The organism is Halomarina rubra (assembly GCF_023699475.1).
Classification (GTDB): Archaea; Halobacteriota; Halobacteria; order Halobacteriales; family Haloarculaceae; genus Halomarina; species Halomarina rubra.
Genome location: NZ_JALXFV010000003.1, coordinates 550878 through 570882 on the forward strand (window position 1 = coordinate 550878; position 20005 = coordinate 570882).

The 20005-nt window shown below is 68.1% G+C and carries 20 protein-coding genes; 10 read left to right on the forward strand and 10 right to left on the reverse strand.

Annotated features, from left to right (window positions below):
- Positions 1–461: 461 nt before the first annotated feature.
- Positions 462–1733, reverse strand: a complete 1272-nt coding sequence (locus M1L36_RS08035) for a YihY/virulence factor BrkB family protein (protein WP_250873188.1) — start codon at positions 1731–1733, stop codon at positions 462–464.
- 75 nt (positions 1734–1808) lie between these two features.
- Positions 1809–2909 (reverse strand): tRNA (guanine(26)-N(2))-dimethyltransferase, encoded by a 1101-nt coding sequence (locus M1L36_RS08040; protein ID WP_250873189.1) that lies wholly within the window; start codon positions 2907–2909, stop codon positions 1809–1811.
- Positions 2910–3028: 119 nt separating this feature from the next.
- Here M1L36_RS08040 and M1L36_RS08045 point away from each other — a divergent pair, with 119 nt between their 5' ends.
- The 3 genes from M1L36_RS08045 (at position 3029) to M1L36_RS21345 (ending at position 4403) form a co-directional block, all read left to right on the forward strand.
- Positions 3029–3592, forward strand: a complete 564-nt coding sequence (locus M1L36_RS08045) for a cysteine hydrolase family protein (protein WP_250873190.1) — start codon at positions 3029–3031, stop codon at positions 3590–3592.
- 118 nt (positions 3593–3710) lie between these two features.
- Complete coding sequence (locus M1L36_RS08050; protein ID WP_250873191.1) at positions 3711–4058, forward strand: hypothetical protein; 348 nt, start codon at positions 3711–3713, stop codon at positions 4056–4058.
- Between the two features lie 216 nt (positions 4059–4274).
- Complete coding sequence (locus M1L36_RS21345; protein ID WP_305794381.1) at positions 4275–4403, forward strand: hypothetical protein; 129 nt, start codon at positions 4275–4277, stop codon at positions 4401–4403.
- A gap of 82 nt (positions 4404–4485) precedes the next feature.
- On the opposite strand, the gene hisH is transcribed toward M1L36_RS21345, so the two are convergent.
- A complete protein-coding gene (gene hisH / locus M1L36_RS08055; protein WP_250873192.1) occupies positions 4486–5181 on the reverse strand; it encodes an imidazole glycerol phosphate synthase subunit HisH in 696 nt (231 codons plus the stop codon).
- Between the two features lie 142 nt (positions 5182–5323).
- Between hisH and M1L36_RS08060 the strand changes: the two genes are divergently transcribed.
- From M1L36_RS08060 to phnE, 3 genes are all read left to right on the forward strand, one after another.
- Positions 5324–6394 carry a substrate-binding domain-containing protein gene (locus M1L36_RS08060; RefSeq protein WP_250873193.1) on the forward strand — a complete coding sequence of 357 codons (1071 nt, stop codon included), beginning with the start codon at positions 5324–5326 and terminating at the stop codon, positions 6392–6394.
- 65 nt (positions 6395–6459) lie between these two features.
- A complete protein-coding gene (gene phnC, locus M1L36_RS08065) occupies positions 6460–7224 on the forward strand; it encodes a phosphonate ABC transporter ATP-binding protein (protein WP_250873194.1) in 765 nt (254 codons plus the stop codon).
- Positions 7221–8222: a phosphonate ABC transporter, permease protein PhnE gene (gene phnE, locus M1L36_RS08070; protein WP_250873195.1), complete on the forward strand. Its 1002-nt coding sequence runs from the start codon at positions 7221–7223 to the stop codon at positions 8220–8222. The genes phnC and phnE overlap by 4 nt, the downstream gene beginning before the upstream one ends.
- A 70-nt stretch (positions 8223–8292) precedes the next feature.
- Here the strand turns inward: phnE and M1L36_RS08075 are convergent, their stop codons facing one another.
- The 3 genes from M1L36_RS08075 to M1L36_RS08085 all read right to left on the reverse strand — a co-directional run bounded on the left by M1L36_RS08075 (position 8293) and on the right by M1L36_RS08085 (position 9687).
- Positions 8293–8883 (reverse strand): uracil-DNA glycosylase, encoded by a 591-nt coding sequence (locus tag M1L36_RS08075; protein ID WP_250873196.1) that lies wholly within the window; start codon positions 8881–8883, stop codon positions 8293–8295.
- A 67-nt stretch (positions 8884–8950) separates the two neighbouring features.
- Positions 8951–9514: an endonuclease dU gene (locus M1L36_RS08080; protein ID WP_250873197.1), complete on the reverse strand. Its 564-nt coding sequence runs from the start codon at positions 9512–9514 to the stop codon at positions 8951–8953.
- Positions 9511–9687, reverse strand: coding sequence for a DUF5786 family protein (locus M1L36_RS08085; RefSeq protein WP_250873462.1), 177 nt, complete (start codon positions 9685–9687; stop codon positions 9511–9513). Before M1L36_RS08085 ends, M1L36_RS08080 begins: the two co-directional genes overlap by 4 nt.
- 82 nt (positions 9688–9769) lie before the next feature.
- Here M1L36_RS08085 and M1L36_RS08090 point away from each other — a divergent pair, with 82 nt between their 5' ends.
- Positions 9770–10384: an MBL fold metallo-hydrolase gene (locus tag M1L36_RS08090; protein WP_250873198.1), complete on the forward strand. Its 615-nt coding sequence runs from the start codon at positions 9770–9772 to the stop codon at positions 10382–10384.
- A 77-nt stretch (positions 10385–10461) separates the two neighbouring features.
- Positions 10462–10998 carry a GNAT family N-acetyltransferase gene (locus tag M1L36_RS08095; RefSeq protein ID WP_250873199.1) on the forward strand — a complete coding sequence of 179 codons (537 nt, stop codon included), beginning with the start codon at positions 10462–10464 and terminating at the stop codon, positions 10996–10998.
- 24 nt (positions 10999–11022) lie between these two features.
- Here the strand turns inward: M1L36_RS08095 and M1L36_RS08100 are convergent, their stop codons facing one another.
- Positions 11023–12069 (reverse strand): zinc-dependent alcohol dehydrogenase family protein, encoded by a 1047-nt coding sequence (locus tag M1L36_RS08100; protein ID WP_250873200.1) that lies wholly within the window; start codon positions 12067–12069, stop codon positions 11023–11025.
- 306 nt (positions 12070–12375) lie between these two features.
- On the reverse strand, positions 12376–16503 hold the full coding sequence (locus M1L36_RS08105; RefSeq protein ID WP_250873201.1) for a DNA-directed DNA polymerase II large subunit: 4128 nt from the start codon (positions 16501–16503) through the stop codon (positions 12376–12378).
- A 169-nt stretch (positions 16504–16672) separates the two neighbouring features.
- Here M1L36_RS08105 and M1L36_RS08110 point away from each other — a divergent pair, with 169 nt between their 5' ends.
- Positions 16673–17614: an NAD(P)-dependent oxidoreductase gene (locus M1L36_RS08110; protein WP_305794382.1), complete on the forward strand. Its 942-nt coding sequence runs from the start codon at positions 16673–16675 to the stop codon at positions 17612–17614.
- A 249-nt stretch (positions 17615–17863) separates the two neighbouring features.
- On the opposite strand, the gene M1L36_RS08115 is transcribed toward M1L36_RS08110, so the two are convergent.
- Positions 17864–18718: a polyprenyl synthetase family protein gene (locus M1L36_RS08115; protein ID WP_250873202.1), complete on the reverse strand. Its 855-nt coding sequence runs from the start codon at positions 18716–18718 to the stop codon at positions 17864–17866.
- A 108-nt stretch (positions 18719–18826) separates the two neighbouring features.
- Between M1L36_RS08115 and M1L36_RS08120 the strand changes: the two genes are divergently transcribed.
- Positions 18827–19147: a hypothetical protein gene (locus tag M1L36_RS08120; RefSeq protein WP_250873203.1), complete on the forward strand. Its 321-nt coding sequence runs from the start codon at positions 18827–18829 to the stop codon at positions 19145–19147.
- Between the two features lie 33 nt (positions 19148–19180).
- On the opposite strand, the gene M1L36_RS08125 is transcribed toward M1L36_RS08120, so the two are convergent.
- A complete protein-coding gene (locus M1L36_RS08125; RefSeq protein ID WP_250873204.1) occupies positions 19181–19888 on the reverse strand; it encodes a class I SAM-dependent methyltransferase in 708 nt (235 codons plus the stop codon).
- Positions 19889–20005: the final 117 nt, after the last annotated feature.

A 20005-nucleotide genomic window follows, 5' to 3' on the forward strand; every position in this document is an offset into this window, starting at 1 on the left:
CCGTTTTCGACACCGACCTGCCGAGCGACGCGGCTCTTCGGGCCGCTCCGGGAACTGAAGTACTAGCACGCGACCAGCGCCAGCGTGGTCTAAATCTCGTTCCGACGTGCCTACGCGGTTGCGTGGTGTCACACGTCGGGCGTCGCGCCACGACACCGCCTGTTCGCCCCTCACGGCCGAGCGACCGATTCCGGTCGCGATACGATGGGTAGTGCCGAAACCGGCTGACCGACGCGATAGGGGCGCTGTCGAGTCGGTACGGTTCCCTCACGCAGTCTCTGTCCGTCGTGCTGGAGACGGTGGACCATCCACGTCGTCCCCGTCGAGGTGGTCACCAACTGGTGGCGCTTCGGCTACAGTGGCGAGGACGGCGAAGTCACGATTAGCAGCGCGGCCACGGCCGTCGCTGGCGAGTTTCGGGCTGGAAGAAACACGACGTCCTCCGTCGGTCGCGAAGTCGTCTAGCTCCGGAACGAGCGCACGCGGTCGAGCAGTTTCCCGGGGAGACCCAGTGCGCCGAACGTGAACCCGAGGACGACGAACACGACGTAGAGACCGAGCGTCGACAGCCAGATGACGAGCATGGCGAGCACGGCGGCCCACGCCGACTCCTGGAGGAAGTAGAACGCACCGAGCGTCATCGCCGTCCCGTAGAGGAGCACGAGGTACGGCCCCCAGCCACGGGCCTTCCCGCGGCGGACGCGCTGGCGGACGTACTTCCGGAGGTCCGACTCCAGTTCGTCGCGGTGGACGGTCCGCTCCTCGATGCGCTCTTCGAACGAGCGCACCTCGCGGCGGAGCCGTCTGACCTCGGCTTCGAGGTCGTCTTCGGCCATCTCGGCCGATCGGTCGCGGTCGTCGCTCTGTTCGCCGAGGCTGGTTGTCGTCGTGTCGTCTGCCATGAGTGAACGGGTGGTGTCGGTCGAGTGCGATGCGTCGAAGTCCTCGTCGGTGTCGACCCGCCCGGCGAGCACGGCGTTCAAGACGACCCCCGTGAGGACGATGAGGCCGCCGAAGTAGAGGAACGTCAGGAGCAACAGCGCTCCGGCGAGCACGCCGTAGGCCTCGTAGCCGGTCGATAGCTCGGTGTACAGCCGGAAGCCGGTCTGGAGGGCGGTCCAGCCGACGGCCGCGAACGCCGCTCCCGGCAGCGCCTCGCGGACCGTGATGTCGGCGTTGGGGAGGAAGTAGTACAGCGGGAGGAACGTGACGGTCAGGCCGAGCAGGAGCGCGAGCGTTCCCAGCAGGCCGATGACGCTGACACTCCCGACGACGATGTCGAAGCGCGCGAGCGCGATGACCGTCCCGACGGCGACGGTGAACACGATGCCACCACCGACCGCGAGCAGCGTGATGAACCCGCGTTTCACCTGCCCGACGATACCCTCCGGGAGCGGCGAGCGGTACGCGATGGAGAAGCCGACGTCCATCCCCCGGAACAGCTTCAGACTGCTCCAGGTGAGGGTGACGAGGGCGACCGCCGACGCACCGGCCTGCCCCTCCTCTCCGGTGACGGCGTCGGTCACGGTCTTCCCGGTATCGCCGCCGAGGTTCGCCTCCGCGAGATCGATGACGGCCTGTTCGAACGCCTCCCCACCGGCGACGTTCGCGACGACGAGCGCGAGTAACAACAGTGGAATCAGCGAGATGAACGCGTAGTACGAGAGGCTCGCGGCGATGAACGTGATGCGGTCGGACTGCACCCCGCGAATCACCCCTCTGAGAATGTCCACCGAGCGACTTGCGCTTCGACTCACGCGGAAACGGTTCGCATGAGGATTACATATAATGAGGGGGAACTGTCGGTTCTACTCGACCGCCGCGTCCCGAATCTCGGCCACGTCGGCGTCGGTCTTGACCGTCGTCCCGCCGTAGTGACTACGCGACGCGGCGAACCCGGCGTCACGGAGGCGCTCGACGAACTCGTCCATCCCGACGGCGCTCACCCCCCACTGCTTCGAGAGGCGGTGCTGGTCGTAGTGAGTCGGCTCGTCGAGTTCGCCGGCGAGTCGGTCACACAGGCGCTCGGCGCGCTTTCGCTCGCCCATCTCGTCGGTGACGTGGGTTGCGACGCGCTCGACGAACGCCGGGTCGTGGGTCAGACCGAGCCACAGCGGGCCGATGGTCCGGGTCGCCGTCCCGCAGTTCGGACAGTCACCGATGGGGTCGGCGAGGTAGCCGTACTCGTGTTCGCGGTAGCTGCACTCGAAGCAGTGGTAGACGTAGCCCAGTTCGTCGACGGCGGCGTTGGCGGCGGTCGCGGTCCGGTCGAGCGCGAGGTACGTCCGGACGTAGTGGCGCGTCGCGTGGCTGAACACGGGTGTCACGCCGACGTCGTAGCGTGCGCCGGTCCGGGCGAGCGCCGACAGCAGGATGCGCATGCCGACCTCGGCGTGGTAGTCGGTGTTGACCGGAACGGCGCCGTACTTGCGGACGCCGCTCTCGAAGTGCGCGCCACACAGCGGTGCGGTGTCGGTCGCGGTGACACACAGCAGGTCCCGAGCGCTGTTGAACGCCGCGTCGGCGAACGGGACGGGCGTCCCGAACGGGTCGAGGTCGACGACGTCGTACCACGACTCGTGCATGAGGGCGTTGGCGTTGCGATGCAGCACCTCGCCCTCCCGGTCGTTGCGTGCGAGGTTCTCGCGAGCCAGCGCGACGGCGTCGGGGTCGGTGTCGCTACACGTCACGGCCCAGCCCTCGCTGGCGGCCCGGACGCCCCGAATCCCGCTGGCGGCCGTCGCGTCGAGGTACGACCCCACGCCGTGCTCCTCGGCGTGGGCGCGCAGGACGGCGACGGTGAGGTCGCGGTTCAACTCCTGGTCGGGGTTGAAGAACACGCCGTCGCCGCGGCCCGCGTCGGCCTGTTCGGGGACCTCGACCGAGACGTTCCCTTCCCGAATCTCCATACCTCTCCTCGCGTGGCCGACGCGAAAAGCCACCCGCATCGGCCGCGCCGCGTCGCCGCGGTCCCTCCTCGTCGACCCGATGCGAACAGCGTATCCTCCTCGACCGTCTACTCCCGGCGATGAGCGACCCCGTCCTCGTCCTCGTCGACATGCAACGCGGGTTCGACGACCCCGTCTGGGGCGAGCGCACCACGCCCGACCTCGAATCGACCGTCGCGGACCTCCTCGACCGCTGGCGCGCGCTCGGCTGGCCCGTCGTCCACCTCCAGCACGCCTCGACGGAGGACGACTCGCCGCTGCGCTCGGACCGTCTCGGCTTCGAGTTCAAACCCGAGACCGCACCCGTCGACGACGAACCGGTGTTCGTCAAGAGCGTCAACGGCCCGTTCGTCGAGACCGAGATCAACGACTGGCTGCGCGAACGGGGCTACGAACGCCTCGTGCTCGCCGGCCTGACCACCGACCACTGCGTCTCGACGACCGCGCGGATGGCCGAGAACCGCGGCTACGAGGTGACCGTCCTCGCCGACGCCACCGCGACGTTCGACCGCCCCGGCCACGACGGCACGCGTCTCTCCGCCGAGGAGAACCACCGCTTCGCGCTCGCACACCTCTCGGGGGAGTTCGCGACGGTTCTCGACAGCGACGAGTTGGACGTGCCCGAACGCCGACGCTCCGCGTAGCGACGACCGTCCCCAGTCGGGTGGCGGGGACGTCCGGACTCGCCGTTCGACGTCATCGAGACGGCCTCTGACCGTCGAGACCGAACCTGTTTTGCGAGATGAGCATCAAGCGACGGTCGTGACTGCGGTCGACGACTGGCAGGCCGCCCTCGACGACGCGGGCGAACTCGACGCGACGGCGACCCAGCGACTGCTCCGCACCCACGGGTCGCGCGCCAGTCGCGCCATCGAGGCCGTCGCCGAACGCCGCGTCAAGCAGTACAACGACTTCACCGTCGTCGTCGGCCACCGCGAGGAGTACGTCGTCGAGGGTCGGGGCTGTGCGTGTGAGGACGCTCGCTACAACCTCGACCCGGAGGACCCGACCGAACTCTGCTGGCACGTGCTGGCCGCCGAGATCGCCACCCGCGTCGGGGCCGTCGACCACCACGACATGTGGTACTCCGAGGTCCGGGAGTTCCTCTGAACCCACCGTTTTTCTCGTCGGGTGCGCCTGAGTCGCAACACTCCTCGCAAAACCCTGGACGAAAAAGGCCGCCCCTCACTCGCTGGCGCTCGTTCTCGGGTCGGTGAACCACACTCGCTTCCTCCGGTCGCTCGTGTGGACGCTCCGCATCTCGCTTCGTTGGTGTCTCGACACCCACGGCCAACATTCAAGCGTGTGGCGTCCTATCACGCTACCATGTGCCACCACATCGAAGACGTCGACCTCGCGGAACTGAGCGCGACCGAGAAACGCGACATCGCCGAGGAACACACCGACGAGGAACTCGCGGACCTCGGCGTGAGTCGGGAACAGCTGTTGGCCTGAGTCGGACGGAGTCGTCGGAGAACGTCGGCGCGCGGTTCCACACCTTCTCGATTTCTCGACGGCGAGCAGCGGCGCTGGAGGGCTACTCGGCGCAGACGTCGACGAAGTTCTTGAGGATTCGCAGGCCCGTCTCGCCGGACTTCTCGGGGTGGAACTGCGTGCCGAACACGTTCCCCGCGTCGTTGGCAACGATGGCCGGGAACGGTTCGCCGTACTCCGTGGTGGCGACGGTCGCGTTGTCGTCGTCGGGCACCGCGTAGTACGAGTGGACGAAGTAGGCGTACTCTCCGTCGACGGACCCACCGGCGGGTCCGTCTGCCAGTCGCGTCTCCGACGCGACGCTGTCGACGCCCTCGACGAGCGGGTGCTCGCGCGTGACGGTGAGGTCGTTCCAGCCCATGTGCGGGACCTTCAGGTCGCCGGTGAACCGGCGGTTGTCGCCCGGAATCAGGTCCAGACCCTCGACGTCGCCCTCGCCGGCGTGGGCTGCCTCCTCGCTCGCGGTGAGGAGCATCTGCATCCCGAGACAGATGCCGAACAGCGGCGTCCCGTCGGCGGCGGCGTCGGTCAGCGCGTCGCGGAACGGTCCGGCGTTCTCCATCCCCTCGCTGAACGCCCCGACGCCGGGGAGGACGACGCCGTCGGCTCGGTCGATAGCGCCGGCGTCGTCGGTCACCTCGACGGCCGCCCCTGCGCGTTCGAGACCGCGGGTGACACTGCGGAGGTTACCGAGTCCGTAGTCGACGACGACGACCTCCGCTCCGACCTGCATGCTCATACGTCCAGTCGGCGGCTCCGAAGCAAGGGGTTTTCGACCCCGCACCCCGCTATGTGTATATATTTCTATGTAGTTAGCCTGGCAATCAGGGTGAAATAGAAACATTTAGAGGCATCCTCCTGAAGGTTCACACGTTCACGCAATGTCCAAGCGACGTGAGTTTCTGAAATCGGCGGGTGCGGTAGGCGCAGCGGGACTTCTGGCTGGTTGTCTCGGAGGCGACGAGGGCGAGGGGACGACTTCGCCCTCGGGTTCGAACCAGACCGGCGAGGACGGCTCTACGTCGACCGGCGACGGGACGAACTCCACGAGCCAGGAACCGGGGACGACGACGGGGTCGTCGGGCGAGGCCGACTCCATCATGTTCGCTCTGACACCGGCGGAGGGCGACGTCCGCATCGAAGAGCAGTACAAACCGATGTTCGAGTACCTCGAGAGCGAGGCGAACGTCACGGTCGAGTCGACCGTCGCGGCCGACTACACGGCCGTCCTGCAGGCGCTCGACGCCGGCCAGGCCGACTTCGCGGACTCCTCGCCGTCCATCGCCCTCAAGGGCGGGCAGGACGGCGTCACCGAGGTCACCGGCATCCGTGTCGCCTACGGCGCGGACAAGTACTTCTCGCTGCTGTACACGATGGCCGACTCGGGCATCGAACAGACCGCCGATCTCGAAGGCACGTCGGTCGCCTTCGCGGACCGCATCTCGACGAGCGGGTCCATCTTCCCGCTGTTCATGCTGAAGGAGGCGGGCCTCGACATCGGCAACGCGCCGAAGGGTCAGCCCGGCAACTTCAGCGGTACGTGGTCCGACCACGCCGCCGCGACGCAGGCACTCGAGACGCGTGAGGAGGTCAAGGCCGCAGGGACCGGCGCGTTCGTCGCCGCCGACTACATCCCCAAAGACCAGTTCCCCCAGCAGTTCCTCGACATCTCGGCGGAAGCCGACGGCGCTGGCTCGAAGACGGGCGAGAAGGAGTACCGCCTGCTCGAGTGCTCGGACCCCATCCCCCGCGCACCCATCGTGCACCGTGCGGACCTCGACTCGGGCGTCAAGTCCCGTGTCTCCGAGGCGCTGCTCAGTGCGACCGAGGAGGACCTCGTGCTCGAAGACGCCGACGAACCGCTCTGGTTCACGGGCGTCAAGGAGGGCTCCGTCGAGGACTACCAGCCGGTCAAGGACGCGTTCGACGCCATCCCGTCGGCGACGCTGTAAGGCGTCTCCGGGGTTTGCCGACTCGATAGACAGACAAATACGCAGATAAGTTGCTATAGATTACAATGGGATCGATACGGGTGGAGAACCTCAGCAAGTCCTACGGGAACGTCGACGCGCTGAAGGACGTGAGCTTCGAACTCGACGAGGGGGAGTTCGCCGTCCTGCTGGGCGTGTCCGGCGCCGGGAAATCGACGCTACTCCGCTGTCTCAACGGACTGGCGTCGCCGACGGAGGGGGCGATCTACATCGACGACGAACGGATCACGGGCCCACGCGACGACGTCGCGATGGTGTTCCAGCAGCACAACCTCATCACACAGCTCAGCGCCTACGAGAACGCGCTCACCGGTGCGCTCGGTCGCACCTCGTCGCTTCGTAGCGTGATGCGCTGGCACAACCGCCAGGAGAAGCTCGAAGCGGTGCGCGCACTCGACACCGTCGGGTTGCTCGACGACGCGAGCAAGAAGGTCCGGCAGATGTCCGGGGGCCAACAGCAGCGCGTCGGCATCGCCCGCGCGCTCGTCCAGAACCCCGCGACGATGCTGGCCGACGAGCCGGTCGCCAGCCTCGACCCGGCGAGCGCCGAGACGGTGATGGCGTACCTCCGACAGGCGGCGATGGAGCGCAACATCACGAGCATCGTCAGCCTCCATCAGGTGAACATCGCCCGCGAGTTCGGTGAGCGGTTCATCGGCCTGCGCGACGGCGAACTCATCTTCGACGGCGGCATCGACGACCTCACCATCGACGTCATCGACGAGATCTACGGGAACGTCAGCACGGACGCCATCCGCCGGGGCCGCGACCCGGAGGAGGCGCACGTATGAGCAGCGAGAACGACAGCCTCGGCTACAAGCTTCGGGCGTACTTCGGCATCGGCTACGAGGGCGAGGACGCCATCGACCAGCGGTTGACCGACCTCAAGCGCGCGAAGACCATCGGTCGCATCCTGTCGCTGGCCGCCGCCGTCGGGTTTCTCTACCTGTTCTCGCAGGCGCTCGGTCAGGTCGGGTTCTCCATCGACGAGATCGTCCGATACTGGCCGGCGTTCTCCGAGGCTATGGGTGGGTTCTTCCCGACGACGACGTACCTCGGCATCCCGTTTCTCGACTTCGGGGCGTACTGGTCGTTCATCTCGAACCCGCCAGGCTACGACCACCCGCTGTGGGACTACGCCGTGACGACGCTGGCGATGAGCTTCGCCGGCACCGCGCTGGGCTTCCCGCTCGCCCTGCTGTTCGGGATTCTGGGGAGCGAGCGCGTCACGCCGTTCCCGTTCAACTTCATCTTCCGCGGTGTGATGAGCACCATCCGCGCCATCCCGGCGCTGGTCTGGGCGCTCATCTTCATCCCGCTCGGCGGACTCTCGCCGTTCACGGCGACGCTCGCCATCGGGACCGACACCATCGGGAACATGGGCCGCCTGTTCACCGACGAACTCGAAGAGATCGAGGAGGGTCCCATCGAGGGCATCTCCTCGACCGGTGCGAACCGGCCACAGACGGTCGTCTTCGGGATGCTCAGTCAGGTGTACACCTCGTTCATCGCCTGGGCGCTGTACATCTTCGAGATCAACACCCGCGTCGCGGTGACGATGGGGCTCATCGGCGGTGGTGGGCTGGGGGCGGTGCTCTCCGCCGAGCGCCGGTTCTACAACCCGACGAACATCATGGCGACCATCCTCGTCGTCCTGGTGCTCGTCATCACCGTCGAGATGATCAGCCAGCGCATCCGCGCGTACCTGCGTGGTGACTGGGAACCGATGAGCACGGCCGAACTGTTCCTCGGTTTCCCGCGCCGGATGACCGAGTCGCTCTGGCGCTAACGGCAGGACGGCTCTCTCGCGGTTCTCGCGGTCTCTCTTCACGTCGCTCTCTGCGCCCGCCAGTGACGGCTCAGTAGTCGCCGAGCCGTGACTGGTCGCCCGCCCCCTCGCCGACGAGCGCGACGGCCTCGTCGAGCGCGTCGTCGAACGTCGCGCGTTGACTCCGGTCGTACAGCGTCGCCGCGGGGTGGACACACACCAGCAGTCGGTGGGTGGTCTCGCCCAGTCGCACGTCGTGGACGCTGCCGGCCTCCTTCGTCACCGCCACCGAACGCTCCAGGAGGTGTTCCGTGGGGACCTTCCCGAGCGTGACGACGAGGTCGGGGTCGACGCGCGCGAGTTCGGTCTCCAGGTAGCCCCGACAGTTCGTCAGTTCCTCCTTGTGCGGGTCGCGGTTGTCGGGCGGGCGACAGCGCACGCAGTTGGTGATGCGCACGTCCGAGCGGGCCAGTCCGCGCTCGCGGAGCGCCTCGTGGAGCACGTCGCCCGAGCGACCGACGAACGGCTTGCCCTCGGCGTCCTCCTGTGCGCCGGGCGCTTCGCCGACGAACAGCAGGGCGGCGTCCTCGGGGCCGTCGCCGTTGACGATGCGCGAGCGCGACTCACACAGCGCCGGACAGCGCTCGCAGTCGGTCACCGTCAGCCCCTCCATGTTCTCCATGGGCTTCGTCGGCGGGCGAGTGCCCTACTGGTTGTGGTTGCGGTCGGTGCTGGATGGGTCCTCCCGGTCACGCCGATCCGCCGCGGAACGTGTCGGCCGCACGGGCGGCGAGTCGCGCGACCCGGAGCGGCTCCGGGCGACCGCCCTCCGGCGTGTGGCGACGGACGAGGTCGACCGCGGTGGCGTAGTCACAGCCGACCGACCGGAGGTACAGCGTCTCGTCGTTCACCGACACGGTCCGACGATCGGGCAGTCGGTCGTAGACCGCGAGTCGCCGGTCGAGCGCCTCGCCGTCGAACTGCTCGCGGAGGGCGGGTTCGAGACCCGGACTCGCCTCGAAGGAGACGGCGAGGACGGGGCGGTCGACACGTTCGGCGAGCGTCCGGAGGTCCACGAGGTTGAACCACGCCGGGGCGACGCCGGCGAGGACGAGCGCCTGGACGTCCTCGCGTCCGAGGTCCTCGGTGAGGGCGGCGATGCGGGCGGTGCTGTCGCTCCCGCCGTGAGAAATCGTCGAGAATGCCAGTCCGTCGAGCGCGCGGTCCGGTCGGCAGACCGCGCCCGCTATCGTGCTCTGCGAGCCAGTACCGTGTGACTCGGCGACGCCGAGGACGCGTCCCCGAAGCGTCACTCCCCGTCGTCTTTCATGTCGCCGAGCCGGTCGAGCAGTTCGTCGTTCGAGGCGCCAAACTCGAACGTCACAGCACCGTCGTGGGCCTCGCCGGCGTCCACGTCGTCGTCGTCGAGGTCGGTGTTGATCTGTTGGTTCTCCTGCTCGGATTCATCGTAGCTCCCGAAGCCCATGACATCCCTGCCTAAGGAATTACGACTGAAAAGTATTGGGCCGACGGCTAGGCTGAAGTGACCATCTCCCGTTGGGTGAGACATGGAGGTTTACAACGTCACGGCGAACGCCGAGACGTTCACCTGCAACGCGTATCTCGTCGTCGGTGACACCACGACGCTCGTCGATGCCGGGGCGTGGGAGGGTGTCGTCGACGCCGTCCGCGACCACGTCGACGACGTCGACCGGGTCGTGCTCACCCACCAGCACCCCGACCACGTCGCCCAACTCGACGCCGTCTGCGACGCGTTCGACCCCGACTGCTACGCCTACGGCGAGAACGACCGCCGCACCCACGCCATCGAGGACGGCGACCGCGTCGTCATCGGCGACGACGCGTTCGACGTCGTCTACACGCCGGGCCACGCCGGCGACCACGTCTCGTTCGTCTCCGAGGACACCCTGTTCAGCGGCGACGTCGTCGTCCACGACGACGGCGCGTTCGACTACGGCAGTTTCGGGCGGACCGACCGCCCCGGCCAGTCGCGCGAACGGCTCATCCAGTCCATCGACGACCTCCTCGAACGACTGCCCGACGGCGTCGAGCACATGTACTCGGGCCACGGCGAGGAGTTCCACGGTGACGTCCGCGACGTCGTCGAGACGGCGCTCGGCCGCGCCCAGAAGCGCGAACCGAAGTACCCCGACGAACAGTAGTCGGGCCGCCACACGTCGGTTGTCAAGACGTCACACGCCACCAGCAACGGCTTTGTTCCCCGTGCCAACGAGAGGGTATGCCCGGCCCAGCGTTCATCCGTGGGGAGCGTGTCACGCTCCGCACGGTCGAGGCGGAGGACCTCGACTTCCTCCAGGAACAGGTCAACGACCCCGACGTCCGTCGGTTCCTCGGCGCGACCTCGCCCATCAACGGCGAGCAGGAGCGAGAGTGGTTCGAGGAGCGTGGCTCCAGCGACGACTACACCAGTCTGCTCGTCTGCCGCGACGAGGAGGTGATGGGGAGCGTCGGCCTCCACCCCAGGGACGGTGACCTCGGTGTCACCGCCGAGATCGGCATCTTCCTCGCCGAACCGTTCTGGGGCGAGGGCTACGGCACGGAGGCGGGTCGGCTCATCACCGACTACGCGTTCGACGAGCGTCGCCACCACCGCGTCGTCGCCCGCGTGTTCGAGGGCAACGTCGGTTCACAGCGCGTCTGGGAGAAACTGGGGTTCCGTCACGAGGCCGTCCACAGGGAAGCGATGTACCTCCACGGCGAGTACCTCGACGAACACCTCTACGCCGTCCTCGAATCGGAGTGGCGCGAGGAGTGAGTCGAAGCCGACCGCGTCTCCCGGTCAGTGCTCGGGTTTCACGAGCACCTTGATGGCCTCGCGCTCGTCCATCGCCCGGTAGCCCTCCGGCACGCCCTCGACGTCGACGGTCTTCGTGAAGATGGGCGAGGGGTCGAGCGTCCCTTGCAACACGTCGGCCAGCAACTCCTCGGCGTACGCGCGGACCGGTGCGACGCCACCCCGAAGCGCGATGTTGTCCCGGAACATCGACAGCAGGTCCAGTCCGTCTTCGTTCACGCCGTGGGGGACCCCGACGTAGCCGACGGTCCCACCGGGCCGACAGACGCCGATTGCGGTGTCCATCGACGACGCCGCGCCGACGCACTCGACGACGTGGTTCGCCCCACCGTAGGTCAACTCCGTGGCGCGTTCGACGGCCTCCTCGCCACGGGCGCTGACGGTCTCGGTCGCGCCGAACTCCTCGGCGATGTCGAGGCGGTCCTCGTGGTGGCCCATGGCGACGATGCGCTCCGCCCCGAGTCGACGGGCGGCGAGCACGCCACACAGACCGACCGCACCGTCACCGATGACGATACAGGTCGACCCCTCCTCGACGCCCGCGCTGAGCGCGGCGTGGTGGCCCGTCCCCATCACGTCGGTCAGTGGGAGAATCGCCTCCAGCGTCTCCTCGTCGTCGGCGTGCCGGTCGGGCACCCGCACGAGCGTCCCGTCGGCGTGTGGCGAGCGGACGTACTCGCCCTGCCCGCCGCCGTTGTCCCCGCCCCACCCGTCGCCGTCGACACACGAGGTGTGGAGGCCCTTCCGACAGAACTCACAGTGCCCACAGGAGACGACGAACGGCGCGAACACGCGGTCGCCCGGTTCGACCGAGCGCACGTCGTCGCCCACCTCCTCGACGATACCCATCGGTTCGTGGCCGACGCGGGTCCCCGAGTCGCGGTCGCTCTCACCCCGGTAGAACCAGAGGTCCGACCCGCAGACGGCGGTGTGGGTGACGCGGACGATGGCGTCGGTCGGTGCCTCGATTTCGGGTTTCGGTACGTCCTCGACGGTTATCTCTCCGGGTCCCTGGAAGACGGCGGCGCGCATGGGTCGTCTGCGAGCGTGGGACAGTAATAGCTCGTGTCCCCGGCAACCACTACCACTCGGGGGGTGGGTGAAAGTGAACGGCTCTCGGAGAGATGGCTTCGGTCGCCCGTATTCGGCCCGGAGAGCGGACTTCGAGGCGAAACCGGGGGGTTGCGGAAGGCGACGCGGTCGCGGTCTCGATTGGACCGCGAGTGAGTAGAACGAGCGAGCGGGCCGACCGAACCCCCGAAGGGGGTGAGGGAGGTTTTTGGTCCAGATTTTGCCAACGAGGCGCGCGAAGCGCGCCGAGTGCAGCAAAAGGTGGTGCTACATGAAGTCCGCAATCCCGCTCTGTTTGTTCTTGTCGTTCTCGAAGACGCTCTCCAGGGACTGTTCGAGCACTTCGAGACGCTGTTTGGTGTAGTCGCGGCAGTCGTACTCGTCGGCGACGTGGATGGCGGTGTCCATGTACTTGTTCACCGACCCCTGGTGGACGGTGAGGTTGACGCGACCACCACACTCCCGGCACTCGCCGGTCAGGGGCATCCGGCGGTACTTCTCGCCGCAGTCGAGACAGCGCGTCTCCTGGCGCGAAAAGGCCCGGAGGTTCCCGATGAGGTCGGGCAGGAAGTGGCCCTCGATGACGCGCTCGGCGACGTCGGTCTCGTCGACCGCCTTCAGCTTCCGCGCGAGTTCGAGTTGGGCGTCCATCTTGTCCATCATGCTCCCGAGGGTCTTGTACGCAGAGAGGTCGGGCCCGAGCGCGATGTCGGAGGTGTCGTGGGTGTGACGGAACCCGGTGTACTCCTCGTCGGTGCCCAGCGTCTCCTCGGCGATCTTGATTGGCACCTCCTCGGGGTCTTTCAGTTCGCGGGACGCCAGGTAGAACTCCCGCGGGTACCGGTCGACGATGTCGACGTTGTGCGCCTCGTCGTCGATCTCCGAGGGGTCGATGCGCGAGGACATCACGAGCGGCGCGTCCATCTGCCCGCCGCGCTTGTCCGGCAGGAACGACTTCGAGAAGTTGAGCAGCCCGTCCATGAGGAGCATGACGCAGTCCTCGTCACCGTCGCAGTTCCCCGCCAGTAGTCCTTCTACTGCGACGGTGTGGGTGTCTGCAACGGTGAGGCAGTACGTGTGGTCGACGTCGGAACGGACTATCTCGACACGAACTACTTCCGAACTGGTGGTCCCACCGTCTGCGGCCAACGGGTCGTCAGTTGGTTGGTCTATGACCGACTGTCGCGCGAGTATCTCGTCTCCCTCGCTCAGTTCGCTAGCGCGAACCCGAGTCGTACCGGCTTTCCAGACGAGCATCTCGTGGTCGGGGGTCACGGTAACCGACCGCCCGTCTGCAGTTTCGATTTCGACGAGATAGTCCGGTGCGACGTGTTTCGAGACGGCCTCGACCGGTTTCAAGACCGGTTCGCCGTTCTCGGTCACCGATGGGACGCGAACCTCGCCGTCCAGTTCAGAGACGAGCGTTCCGAAGTCGTCGGTATCGGCCGTCGACTCGTCGAGATACTTCTCGACGAACCGTTCGATGCTCCCATGCTCCCAGCCGTCTTTGCCTTCGTACCAGAGGTTCGTCTCGGGGTGGAAGCAGTTGCGACGCTTCGCCGCGTGAAAGTACGGGTGGGCGTAGCCGACGGCGGCGCTCGTAAAGCCGACGACGCGCCCGACGACGGCCGCGGAGGTGTGAGGAGCCATCCCGAACACCAGCTCGCCGACCAGGTCCTCGCGGTCGTCGACGTCGTAGAACGGCTCCAGCCCGTAGTACTGCTCCAACAGCGCGTCGACGAAGCTCGCGGTCTTGAGCATGTGTTCGGCCGCGCCGTCCGAGAGAACGATGTCCTGCACGCGCAACTCGACCAACTGGTCGTCGTGGCGCAGCGGGTCGCCGTCCATGTCCGTCTCGTAGCCCAGTCCCCGCAGTTGGTCGACCGAGACGTCGAGTTCGCTCGCCCGGACCGACGTCACTGGCAGGTCGGTCATGTCGTAGCGGACGGTGCCGTCCTTGAACGAGGAGACGCCGTGTTTCGCCCGGAGGATGCCCTTCTCGATGGGTTCGGGGAGCTTGTGCTCGCTCGTGAGTCCCTTGACCCCCTTCAGGATGTCGTAGACGCCGGGGCGTTCGCCGACGGCGGCGAGTGCGTCGTCGAGTTCCGAACGGAGGTCTATCTCGGCGAACTGGACCGGTTCGGCCTCGCCCTCACAGCGCGGACAGAGCGCCCGGCCCGACTCGTCGAGTTCCGCGCGGACCTCGCACTTGTGACACTCGTAGACGGCTTCGGTGTGGGTCCGACAGTCCGGACAGCGGGCCTTGAACGTCCGCGACGTGCAGTCGGGACACTCCCGGCGGGCGACCTGGACCGAAATCTGGCCGGCCTTCCCGCGCATCGAGGCGGTGTAGCTGGCGGCCTGGCTCACGTCGCGCTGGCTCCCACCGGCCTCGCCGATGGGGAACAGCGTGTGGACGGCGGGGCTCATCTCGCGTTTCTCGGACTTCTCGGGGCGACCCATCCGGTTGCCGATGCGGGTCGGGGCGCGCTCCCGGACGGCGAACGGTGCGACCTCGCCGATTGCTTCGACGGCGTTGCCACCCGCTTTCCCGTCGTCACCGGGCCACGACCGGGCGCGTTCGGAGAGGTCGTCGAGGCTCCACGTCCGTTCGAGGTCGTCGGTCAGTCCGAGCGAGGCGACGAGCGGCCGGGCGTCGGGGACCGTCACCGTCTCCTCGCCCTGGGTGTGTTCGACGAGGAGCGTCTCGAGAGTCTCACAGAGCGCGTCGGTACGCGGCAGGACGAGCGTGTCGCCCTCGTCTGCGGTCGGGGTGTCGGGCGCGAGCGCCGCGCCGTCGGCCTCGACGAACCGGCCCTCGCTGGCGGCGGCGGCCAGCGCGTCGACCTGCTCGACCGAGACGTCGTGCCACAGCGGCGTGTACTTCGGGTGCAACGGCGCGTCGAACTCCTCGGCCCACGCCAGCGCCTCCTCGGCGCTCGGGTCCTCCAGGTCGACGTGGGGGTCGTCACGGAGCGCCTGCAGATTCGCGCCGGCGTGTTCGAGGTCCTGGACCCACCACTCGACGACGTAGGAGGCGGGCGGCAGCGCGTGGTTGTTCTCGATGAACTCTCCGTAGTTGACGAGGTACTCGCCGACGTCGAGTATCTCGACGATACCGTTGCGCAGTTCGAGCGCCTCGGCGGGGTCGTCGATGCGCCGGACGTCACCGTTGGCGAGTTTGACCGTCGGGCCGTCGATGGAGTCGACGGGGACGACGCCGCCGGCCTTCCCGGGGCGTTCGGTCTTTATCTGGGTGCCCGTCGCGAGGAAGTCGTCGAGGACGTGCATCGTCGCGGGGTGGACGCCCGCCGTCGCGAAGCCGTGGTTGCGCGCACGGCCGTAGCGCAGGCGAAAGCCCCCCGGCCGCGAGGGGTGGCCGAACACCGGTCGCCCGGCGATGAGGTCACGGAGGAACTTGTCGGCCGGTTCGACGCGCGGTGGACCGTCCGGTTCGTCGTCGGCGTCGTCGGGAGCGTCCTCCGCCTCGCCCTCGGCGTCGGCCTCGCTCTCCTCGGTGTCTTCGGCGTCCTCGGCCTCGTCGCCGTCGTCCTTGCCGATGGTGCCGTCGATGAGGTCCTGGAGCCACGGCCAGTCGACCTCGTCCAGATTGCGGGTGTACCGTTGAATCTTCGGCGCTTTCAGCGCGATACCCTCCGCGAGCACGAGACACATCCCGCCACGCGGGGAGTTGGTGTCGACGCGTTCGAGGTCGCGGAAGCCCGAGACCTCCTCCTGGCCGGTCGCCTCCCCGTCCAGACAGATGGGGCTGTTCTCGGCGATGAACTTCGTCTCCTTGTCCTTCGGGGTGTACTGCAGGCCCGTCTCGGAGTCGTACAGCGCGACCTCCTCGGCGTAGCGCTCGACCTCGATGTCTCGCGCTTTGTACTCGTCGATGCCGAGCAGTGCGCGGGCGTAGTCGGCGACGAGCACCGAGAGCGCCTGAGCAGTGCCCCCCGCAGAGCGGATGGGGCCGGCGTAGTACACCGAGACGAACTGCGTCCCGTCGTCGTTGTCGTTGACCTCGACGCGGTCGATGCCCTCGATGGGTGCGGCGACCACACCTTCGGTGAGCAGGGCGACCGCCGTGCGGACCGCACCCTCTATCTTCCCGGCGTCGGTGTCGTAGTCGCCGACGGTTCCCTCGACGAAGTCGTCGACGAGCGCCAGCGCGGCCTCCTCGCGCGACATCTCCCCTTCGAGTTCGCGGACGCGTTCGGCGACGCCCTCGATGCCGAGGATGTTCTCGACGCGGTCGGCCATGTCCTTCGCGACGGGAATCTCGACCTCCGGCCTCGGGTCGCCGCCCCGCCGCTTCGCCTCCCGCGCGACGTCGAACGCCTCGTCCAGTCGCGACTCCAGGCGCTCGAAGTAGCGCTCGTCCGACGGTCTCACGCGCGCTCCCCCCCGAGAGCGGGTGGTCGCTCGCGCTCCGCAGTCCAGCGAGCGCCCGGTACGTACATGTGCTGGCGGTAGTACGAGCGACCCAAAAGTCTTCCCGACTCGACTACCCCACCCGCGAGCATCACGCACAGTTTTGGTCGCGTGCCACGCGCGTCTCGCCATGGCAGCACACAGCGACACGGACGGCGACCGCCCGACCGTCGGCTTCGTCGGCCTCGGTATCATGGGTCTCCCGATGGCGACGAACCTGCTCGACGCGGGCTACCGCGTCGTCGGCTACAACCGCTCGGACGCTCCCGTCGAGACGCTCGTCGAGCGCGGTGGCGAGGCCGGCGACTCCCCCGCAGACACCGCCGCGCGAGCGGACGTCGTCGTCACCTGTCTCCCCGACTCCCCGGACGTGACGAACGTCGTGCTGGGCGAGGGCGAGGAGTCCGACCCGGTCGTCGACGGCCTCGCCGAGGGGATGACGCTCGTCGACACCTCCACCATCTCGCCGACCGTCACCGAGCGCGTCGCCGCGGAACTCGACGAGATGGGCGTCTCGATGCTCGACGCACCCATCTCCGGCGGCGAGGAGGGGGCCGTCGAGGGGACGCTCTCCATCATGGTCGGTGGGGACGAGACGACGCTCGACGCGACGCGACCCGTCCTCGACGTGATGGGCGAGACGGTCACCCACTGTGGCCCCTCCGGGGCCGGGCAGGTCACCAAAGCCTGCAACCAGATCGTCGTCGCGTGTACGAACGTCGCCGTCAGCGAGGCGCTCGTGTTCGCCGAGAAAGCCGGCGCGGACTTAGACGCCGTCGTCTCGGCCATCAGCGGCGGGGCCGCTGGCTGCTGGACGCTCGACAACCGTGCCCCGCGGATGATTCGCGGGAACTTCGAACCGGGCTTCTTCGCGGACTACCAGTACAAGGACCTCCGCATCGCCACCGACGCGGGCGAGGCGTTCGGCGCGCCGATGCCCGCGACCGAACTCAGCCACGAACTGTACAAGTCGATGGTCGAAAACGGGATGGGCCGGGACGACAACTCCGGCGTGATGCAGGTCGTCGAGATGCTGGCGGGGACGGAAGCGCGCGTCGAGAGCGACGACTGAAGGGACCTCCTCGCCGGCGCTCGCGCCCTCGTCACGAACCGAGACGGGTCGGCGTCGGTCGGCTCAGGCGTCGTCCTCGCCGACTTCGTGTGCGGCGAAGACGTGGTCGGCCCGTTCGGTCTTCGTCGCGAAGCGGTCTCCGCAGATGTCGCAGACGAACCGTCGTTCTGCTCGATTCATCGTCGTGGCGAGTTGGTCGGCCGCGAGGATAAACCGCGCGCCGGCCGGTGCCCGCCGTCTGACTGCTCCTCACCGCTCCCGAACCACGACGAACTCCGCCAACTCCCGGAGGTACTCCATCGCCTGCCCGTCGCGGCGACCCTCGGGGACCCGCGCCCGCGAGAGGGCGTCGAGCGCCGCCCTCGCCTCGGCCTGCGCGCGCTCGTCGGCCTCCTCGGGGGTCAGGTCCGTAATCTGGACGAGCGAGGGGCGTTCCATCTCTTCGTCCTGGCCGGTCGGTTTCCCCAGTTCCTCGGGGTCGGCCACCTCGTCGAGCACGTCGTCGCGAATCTGGAAGGCGATACCGACGCCCTCGGCGTAGTCGCCGAACGCCTCGACGGTGTAGCCGTCGGCGTCGGCGGCGATGGCACCGAGTTCGGCCGCCGCCCGGAACAGCGCCCCCGTCTTGCGACGCGCGAGGGTCATGTACTCCGTCTCGTTGGCGGGCTGGGCGACGAGTTCGGTCGCCTCACCCTCGCCGAGTTCGACCATCGCCTCGCTGACGACCTGCATCGCCTCGGGGTCGCTCGAGAAGAGGGCGAACGCCTCGCCGAGCAGGCCGTCGCTGGCGACGATGGCCGGGCCGTAGCCGAACTCCGCCCACGCCGCCGGGACGCCCCGGCGCAGGTCGGAGTCGTCGATGATGTCGTCGATGACGAGCGAGGCGTTGTGGACGAGTTCGATACCGACCGCGAAGTCGACGGCGTCGGCGGCCGTTCCGCCGGCGGCCTCGCAGGCGAGGACCGTGATGGTCGGTCGCACGCGCTTGCCGCCCGACAGCGAGACGTGTCGCACCTGGTCGGCGAGTTCCGACGGTCCGACCCCGTCGAGGACCGCCTCCAACCGCTCCTCGACGCGTTCGCGCCGGGACTCCAGATACTCCATTCACACGGAGAGACGGTCGCACGCGCTTTGTAGGTGACGAAAGCGGGGGCGAACGGCCGGCGCGCGCGAGTCGAACCAGCTTTCTCGCCCGCGACGAACGCTCCCGCCATGGTCCAGTCGGTCTCGGCGTTCACGCTCGACCCCACCGTGTTGCTCGCCGCTTCGCTCGCGACGGCCGCCGTCTACTTCCTCCTGGGGCTGGTCGGTGCCGCCGCCGTGAGCGGTCGGACGCGAGCGGTCGCCCAGCGACTCACGCGAACCGCCGCGCTCCCGGCCATCGTCGGGTTCGGCACGTTCGCGTTCGTCGCCACGCTCCCTCCCGAGACGGGGGACCTCTTCTTCCTCCTCGGGACGGTCGCGGTCGTCCTCAGCGTGCTCGCCGCGCCGGTGCTCGCCGTCACACTCGCGCTCGACCCCGACGCCGTGTGAGGGCCGGCGACCGACTCGGTCGTCGTCCCCGACTCAGCCGTCGAGTCGCGCCCGCACCGTGAGGAACGTCGGCTCCTTCGAGACCCGCTCGTACGTCTCGGGAACCGCCTCGCGGAACTGCTCGGTCGGTTCGGTCTCCTCGAACTGCTCGAAGCGAAAGCCCGCCCCGAGCAGGCCGTTGAGGAGCGCACCCATCGGCCGCCGGAAGAACGGCACCTCGACGGGGCCGCCGAAGCCGTCCCAGGTCTCCTCGATGCGTTCGGCCGCGAAGTAGTCCTTCCCGACCCGCTCGAAGTCCGCGTAGGGGTGCTGGACCGAACAGACGAGCCAGCCGCCGGGGTCGAGCACGCGTGCGAGCTCGGCGAACAGCGCCGACCAGTCGCGGACGTAGTGGAACGCGAGCGAGCTGTGAACCCCGTCGAAGCGGTCGTCGGGGAACGGCAGCGGCGACCCGAGGTCCGCGCGGACGACGCACCCTCCGGCCCGTTCGCGTGCGTGGCCGAGCATCCGGGGACTCACGTCGAGGCCGACGACGTCCGCGCCCGCTTCCGACAGTTCCTCGGTCGTCACGCCCGGGCCACACCCGGCGTCGAGAACCCGTTCGCCCTCGCAGTCGGGCAGCAGGGACCGGGTGGCCGGTCGTTCGAGGAAGGCGTTGAACGGCGCGTGGCCGACCCGCTCGCTGTAGGCGTCGGCCATCGTCTCGTAGGCGTCGAGGGCGATGGGGTCGTCGTCGGTCATCCTCGAAGCGACCCCGTGTGCAGTGAAAAACGACGCGATGCATCTCTGCGGTCTCCGTTTCCTGGCGGATGGAGGGCGAGGGCATCAGAGACGGTCGCTGTCGCTCGGTGGTCGGTC

Coding starts and splice junctions, on each gene's coding strand:
- M1L36_RS08040 (WP_250873189.1), bottom strand. CDS start 2,909: ATGGAGATTCGGGAAGGGAACGTCTCGGTCGAGGTCCCCGAACAGGCC.
- M1L36_RS08045 (WP_250873190.1), top strand. CDS start 3,029: ATGAGCGACCCCGTCCTCGTCCTCGTCGACATGCAACGCGGGTTCGAC.
- M1L36_RS21345 (WP_305794381.1), top strand. CDS start 4,275: ATGTGCCACCACATCGAAGACGTCGACCTCGCGGAACTGAGCGCGACC.
- hisH (WP_250873192.1), bottom strand. CDS start 5,181: ATGAGCATGCAGGTCGGAGCGGAGGTCGTCGTCGTCGACTACGGACTC.
- M1L36_RS08060 (WP_250873193.1), top strand. CDS start 5,324: ATGTCCAAGCGACGTGAGTTTCTGAAATCGGCGGGTGCGGTAGGCGCA.
- phnC (WP_250873194.1), top strand. CDS start 6,460: ATGGGATCGATACGGGTGGAGAACCTCAGCAAGTCCTACGGGAACGTC.
- phnE (WP_250873195.1), top strand. CDS start 7,221: ATGAGCAGCGAGAACGACAGCCTCGGCTACAAGCTTCGGGCGTACTTC.
- M1L36_RS08075 (WP_250873196.1), bottom strand. CDS start 8,883: ATGGAGAACATGGAGGGGCTGACGGTGACCGACTGCGAGCGCTGTCCG.
- M1L36_RS08085 (WP_250873462.1), bottom strand. CDS start 9,687: ATGGGCTTCGGGAGCTACGATGAATCCGAGCAGGAGAACCAACAGATC.
- M1L36_RS08090 (WP_250873198.1), top strand. CDS start 9,770: ATGGAGGTTTACAACGTCACGGCGAACGCCGAGACGTTCACCTGCAAC.
- M1L36_RS08095 (WP_250873199.1), top strand. CDS start 10,462: ATGCCCGGCCCAGCGTTCATCCGTGGGGAGCGTGTCACGCTCCGCACG.
- M1L36_RS08100 (WP_250873200.1), bottom strand. CDS start 12,069: ATGCGCGCCGCCGTCTTCCAGGGACCCGGAGAGATAACCGTCGAGGAC.
- M1L36_RS08110 (WP_305794382.1), top strand. CDS start 16,673: ATGGCAGCACACAGCGACACGGACGGCGACCGCCCGACCGTCGGCTTC.
- M1L36_RS08115 (WP_250873202.1), bottom strand. CDS start 18,718: ATGGAGTATCTGGAGTCCCGGCGCGAACGCGTCGAGGAGCGGTTGGAG.
- M1L36_RS08120 (WP_250873203.1), top strand. CDS start 18,827: ATGGTCCAGTCGGTCTCGGCGTTCACGCTCGACCCCACCGTGTTGCTC.
- M1L36_RS08125 (WP_250873204.1), bottom strand. CDS start 19,888: ATGACCGACGACGACCCCATCGCCCTCGACGCCTACGAGACGATGGCC.